Origin of the sequence: Psittacicella gerlachiana (assembly GCF_003585965.1) — a bacterium.
Classification (GTDB): Bacteria; Pseudomonadota; Gammaproteobacteria; order Enterobacterales; family Psittacicellaceae; genus Psittacicella; species Psittacicella gerlachiana.
This window is the reverse complement of sequence record NZ_NRJF01000006.1, coordinates 22,686-28,457: the sequence shown is the minus strand read 5'-3', so window position 1 is coordinate 28,457 and position 5,772 is coordinate 22,686. Positions and strand designations below refer to the sequence as shown.

Annotated in this window: 5 protein-coding genes; 4 read left to right on the top strand and 1 reads right to left on the bottom strand. The window is 30.9% G+C overall.

Annotated features, from left to right (window positions below):
• From CKF59_RS00265 to CKF59_RS00250, 4 genes are all read left to right on the top strand, one after another.
• Window positions 1-669: hypothetical protein (locus CKF59_RS00265; protein WP_222985424.1), on the top strand; the 669-nt coding region annotated here is incomplete at its 5' end.
• A gap of 134 nt (window positions 670-803) precedes the next feature.
• Window positions 804-1,448, top strand: a complete 645-nt coding sequence (locus CKF59_RS00260) for a hypothetical protein (RefSeq protein WP_119533983.1) — start codon at window positions 804-806, stop codon at window positions 1,446-1,448.
• 195 nt (window positions 1,449-1,643) lie between these two features.
• Entirely contained in the window at window positions 1,644-2,303 is a 660-nt protein-coding gene (locus tag CKF59_RS00255; RefSeq protein WP_119533982.1) for a hypothetical protein, read from the top strand.
• A gap of 421 nt (window positions 2,304-2,724) precedes the next feature.
• The gene (locus CKF59_RS00250; RefSeq protein WP_119533981.1) at window positions 2,725-4,284 is read left to right on the top strand and encodes a leucyl aminopeptidase; all 1,560 of its coding nucleotides are present in this window, start codon (window positions 2,725-2,727) and stop codon (window positions 4,282-4,284) included.
• 210 nt (window positions 4,285-4,494) lie between these two features.
• On the opposite strand, the gene yaaA is transcribed toward CKF59_RS00250, so the two are convergent.
• Window positions 4,495-5,277 carry a peroxide stress protein YaaA gene (yaaA, locus tag CKF59_RS00245; protein WP_119533980.1) on the bottom strand — a complete coding sequence of 261 codons (783 nt, stop codon included), beginning with the start codon at window positions 5,275-5,277 and terminating at the stop codon, window positions 4,495-4,497.
• Between the last annotated feature and the right edge of the window lie 495 nt (window positions 5,278-5,772).

Sequence of the window (5,772 nt, the reverse complement as noted above, 5' to 3'; positions counted from 1 at the left end):
TATCAATCTCAAGGAATTAAGATGTTAAAAAAACTCATAGCTCTGTTTATTTTAGCAACGTTTCCATTTACCTCCTTTGTAAATAGTACGGCAAGAGCTCAACAAAATGTATATGCAGAATTCGACAATTTAATGTCTCATCACTATATACAAGAACTCATCTCTAGATATGAAAATACTTTGCATTACCTTAAAAATCAAAATGTAGAAGATCTTGATTTAGCTAAACTATTTGCCTATCAATATCTTCAAGTTTTTCCTTCTACCGTAAAAGGTAATGTTTATACTGTAACTCATAAGAAACTTCATAATGATCTATCTTATTTCTGTAAGCAAATGCATGAAGATAATCCTAAACATAAACATGCCAGAAATTGCAGAATTATTCTTGTAGTAGCAGGAATATTCAATTTTGATGAAAATCTCTTTGCAACTTTAGTCGCATATACAGATTACCTTACTCTTGATAGTCAAACAAGAAATAATACTTACTATCTTAAACAACATCTACTAATAGAAGTTTTTGGTCCAAATCGACTTAATTCATTTTACAATCGAAAACCTTCTTCAATGAATTTTACTGTAAAAAAATATTCTATTGATCAGAAATACTTTTCAGCAATAAAAGATGTTTTAAAAATTGAGTGGGGAATTACGCTTACGAGATAAAACTATCTTATCCCCTTTGACCTATAAAAGATTAGAAACTAGAGACTCCTAGAACCAACTTAAAATACTCACTAGGCTTACAAAAGAAATATCTCAACTTAATCAACTACATGTATCAATTTCAAGGAGTTAATATGTTAAAAAAACTCATAACTCTGTTTATTTTAGCAATCTTCCTGTTTACTTCTTTTGTAAAAACCGCTACAGCACAAACTTATACCCCTGAGCAAAGATTAGAAATTTTAATGTCATCTTCTAAAGTTCAAGAATTATTTTCTCGATATATAAATTCTCTAAAATCCTTTGAAAATAAAAGAGTAGAAACACTTGATCTCGCTTTAGAATTCGCTTATCAATTTAATCAAGTTTTTCCGGCTACAATAGAAAATAATACTTATACTATAGAATACAAAATGTTCTTTAATAGTTTTGGTAATATTTGTGCTCAAGTTTATAACAAAAACCCAAAACATGAACATTTAGGAAGATGTGGAATAATATTGATTGCAACTGGACTATTTGATATTGATGAAGATGTATTTGCTACTCTAGCTGCTTATACAGATTATGCCACTCTAAATGATCAAGAAAAAAATAATCTCTATTACCTTAAACAACCTTTATTAAATAGACTTTTTGCTCAAAATAATCTTGATTTATACGTTAATACTAAACCGTATTTTGTAAATTTTACCGTAAAACTCTATCCTAACAATCTTAAATACTTATCAACAACACAAGATTTACTAAAAAGTTTTAACATTACTCTTGTAGAATAAAATCAAATTTCTTATTTAGAAAATATCAAAATATCTCTAAAAGTAAAAGTAAGAAGAATATACATAAATATTTCTTATATAAAAGATAGGTAACCTGTAAAAGCTTATTTTTATATTCCACTTAAAAACTTACTAGACTAGCAAAAGAAATATCTCAACTTAATCAACTACATATATCAATCTCAAGGAATTAATATGTTAAAAAAATTTATAGCTCTGTTTATTTTAGCAATTTTTCCATTTACTTCTTTTATACCTACATCGACAGCACAACAAAATACAAATCCTGAGAAATTTTTAGATGATTTAATGTCTTATTCTGAAATGCAAGAACTAATGTCTCGATATGAAAGTACATTTAGTTCCTATGAAAATAAGACCGTAGAAGCTAAAGATCTAGCTTTAGAATTAGCTTATCATTATCAACAAATTTTTACCTCTGACGTAAAAAACAACACTTATAATGTAAAACTAAAAAATTTACATAACGATCTAGTATTACACTGTTGGGTAGCTTACACAAATAATCCAAACACCAAACATATACAAAACTGTGCAGTCTTTGCAGTAGTCGCTGGAATATGTGATAACGATGAAGATTTATTTGCAACTATGGTTGCATATGCGGATTTTCTCACGCTGGATAAGCAAAATAAAGATAACACCTACTACCTTAAACAACCTTTATTACAAAGACTTTTTGCTCAAAATAATATTAATGCCTTTTATGATACAAATCCGTCTTTTGTAAATTTTACGGTAAAACGATATTCTATTAATCCAGTTACTTTTTCATCATTACAAAAGAATTTAAAAAGCGCTTTTAACATTACTCTTCTAAATTCAAAACCATAACTTATTAATTTTTATAAAAAGCTTGCCATTACTCTTTTGGGTAATGGCTTTAAAAATATCTAGTCCTCTATCTAGAGAAAATAAAATTGATACGCAAATTTTTCACTTTCTAATCTCGATTATTTTTTCCTACTCCCTTACCATATATTCTTAATTCTTCTAATTACCATCCCTTTACAGTCCTAACTTTACATTCTTCACTTCTCATCTTTCTTTGCACTCTTTAGTCTGTTCCCCTATCCTTCTTAGAACTTATCTAACCTCCAATCTATTCTGCTTAGCTAATTCAAACATTTTTCTCTTTATTTCTTTATAAAAACCCCTGACAAATGCGTTTTAACGGTTATAATAGATATTAGGGTTTTAAAAATATTTGATTTAAAGCTACTAAAAATCAGATTAACTTAATAAAGGATGTAACATGCTATTTAATACCGTAAATACTCTTGCCCATGGCAAAGAAGATACTTTAGTTCTTTTTGCTAATAATGAGCGTAAATTAGTAAAAACCAATGAACTTAGTGAGCAAACTGTTAATGCTGTTGAACAATTATTAGTTCTTGATAACTTTAAAGGTTCGGTAGGCGAAGTTTCGCATTTCTATCAAGTTGCGGGCTTAAGTGGCTTTACTCGTGTAATTGTAGTAGGTTTAGGTAAATTTGATGCAGAAAACTCTTTAGCACCAAAAAGCTTAAAAACTCTTGCAAATGCATTAGTAAAAAAACTCGTAGAAGTAAAAGCAAGTGCTTTAACTTTACTTTTACCTGAAAATCTTCTTGCAGATTCAGGTTTATATCCTGAATATGGTAGCGACAGTGTATATCGTACCGCACTACTATTTGTTGAAGCAATTAACTTCAGTCGTTACAAATTCAAACGCTTTATTACTTTAGATAAACCTGAAGATGGACATGCTGATAATTGCTCATGCTGTACAGGTGTAAAATCTTACCACTTCCTTGTAGATGCAGAACATGTAGAAGCTTTTGAAGCAGGTTTACTTGACGCTCGTTGCATCTCAGCTGGAGTAAAACTAGCTCGTGATTTAGGTAACTTACCAGGAAATATTTGTACTCCTCGTTATCTTGCCGATCAAGGTGAAAAACTTGCTCGTGATTACGAAAACATTACCACTAATGTTTTAGATGAACACGAAATGGAAGCTCTTGGTATGGGTTGTTACCTTGCTGTAGGTAAGGGATCAAGTAACCGTCCATATCTGACCGTAGTAAAATACAACGGAGCTCCTGATGCTAACCAACGTCCATATGTATTTGTGGGTAAAGGTATGACTTTTGATACTGGTGGCTATTCACTTAAACCAGCAGCAAGCATGGAGGAAATGAAATATGACATGTGTGGTGCAGCTTCGGTATTAGGTCTTGTTAAAGCGGTAGCAGAATTAAATCTCCCTATTAACTTAGTGGGACTTGTTGCAGGTTGTGAAAACCTCATCTCTAGCACTTCATACCGTCCAGGTGATATCTTAAAATCTATGAATGGTTTAACGGTAGAAGTAAATAACACCGATGCAGAAGGTCGTTTAGTACTTTGTGATGCTTTAACTTATGCAGGTAGCTTTAACCCTCTTAAAGTTGTAGACATTGCAACTTTAACCGGAGCTTGTATGGTAGCTCTAGGTAGTCGTCTAACTGGAGTATTCTCTAGTGATGATAACTTTGCTCAAGAACTTGTAACTGCAGGTAACTATGTAGATGATCGTGGTTGGCATTTACCTCTAGATGATGACTTCCGTGCGGATATGCGTGGTAACCATGCTGACTTAACTAATGCAGGTAGCCGTTTTGGTGGAGCTTCAACAGCAGCTGCTTTCTTAAGCTACTTCACTAAAGATTATGATTGGGCTCATTTAGATATCGCTGGTACAGGTTGGGTTTCAGGCAAACACCACTTAGCAACTGGTCGTCCAGTATCTTTAATGGCTCGTTGGTTACAAGACCAAATCATGAAACAAAAATAAGAGCTCAATAAAAATAAGAGTTTTAAATTAGTTTTAGAGATTTTTTTCTCTTTTAAAGAGTCTTACAATAAAAAAATTATAAAGTCATAATTTTTTTCTCATTATCATTACGCCTCTTCGTTTGAAGAGGCGCTTTTTTATAGCTATAAAAAAAGTCTAGACTTAAAATCTAGACTAAATTTACAAACACTTTGAATTAATTCACGAATATTACTTTTCATCTCGATAAAAAGTAAAGAGGTTATCGGTAGATTCATCTACTTTAAAATAATATCCACCTACATTAAATTCTTTTAACTGCTCAATTTCAGTAACTTTATTTTCTACAATCCAACGTGCAAATTCACCACGACTGCGTTTTGCAATTACAGAAATTACTTTATAAACTCCATTTTTTTGGTCTTTAAATTGAATTTCAATTACTGGAGCTTTTAATTGAGCAAAGTCTACCGCTCCTGCATATTCTTTAGAAGCTAAGTTAACTATAACTTTAATTTTTTCTTGAGTAATACGTTGATTTAAATAGCTTACTAAAGGTTCACGCCAAAATTGATAGAGATTTTTACAAGTTGGAGAAGTAACTAAAGATTTCCCCATCTCCAAGCGATACTCTTTAATAAAGTCTAATGGACGCACTGGTCCATATAAACCACTTAAATACAACACATGCTCATCAGCATAGTTTAATTGAGCAGTAGTTAAACTAAAAGCATCAAAATGCTTATTTACATCTCCCCAAAAACTAAATACTGCAGGTTTAGCATTAGCTTCGGTTAACTCTTTAGTCCAGCCACGATAACGTTCAAAATTAGTTTGAGCTATCTTCTCACTTACATCTAATAAAGATTCTAAATCACTTTGCGTTAACTCTTTTAATTGAGCAATAAGTTGCTCTGTTTTTTTGGTATAAAACTCAGGAGCACGCACAGGAAATCTATGAGGAACAGGAAACTTAGTATTAAAAGTTTTCGCTGGAGATAAAAGTACTAACATAAAAAATCCTTATAATTTTTTCCTTTATCCTCAAGTTAACCTTGTAAAAGAGTCTGTCACTGTTCAAAGCTCTGATCCTTATTAAGATCAATTACTATAAAGTAAACCCTTAATTTTCTTTGCTATTTGTGATTCTACTACCCAAGGATAAAGTTATTGTTGGTTGTAAAGTTTATATTTTTAGTTTTCCTTACTTAAGCAAGCTCGATAACATAAAACCTCATCTTTTAAAGCTTTAATGTAAAGTTTTTAAAGCTTTACTTTACAAAGCTTGTATTTAAAGTTTTAAGCTCATCAACACTGCTTCTCGTTAAAAAATATTTTTCTCCCCTAATTATACCATAGTAAAATTTATATTTTCAAAAATTTATCAATAGGATTTATTTATCAATAATTATTTAACAAAAAAATATCCTTCGCTGTTACCAACGAAGGATATTTTAATTTAAGAATCTAGTAACTTAATACTTTTAGAGTTTTCTCTTAAGAATTAAT

Excerpts from the sequence above, each read along its gene's own strand:
- CKF59_RS00260 (WP_119533983.1), top strand. The coding sequence starts at position 804 with ATGTTAAAAAAACTCATAACTCTGTTTATTTTAGCAATCTTCCTGTTT.
- CKF59_RS00255 (WP_119533982.1), top strand. The coding sequence starts at position 1,644 with ATGTTAAAAAAATTTATAGCTCTGTTTATTTTAGCAATTTTTCCATTT.
- CKF59_RS00250 (WP_119533981.1), top strand. The coding sequence starts at position 2,725 with ATGCTATTTAATACCGTAAATACTCTTGCCCATGGCAAAGAAGATACT.
- yaaA (WP_119533980.1), bottom strand. The coding sequence starts at position 5,277 with ATGTTAGTACTTTTATCTCCAGCGAAAACTTTTAATACTAAGTTTCCT.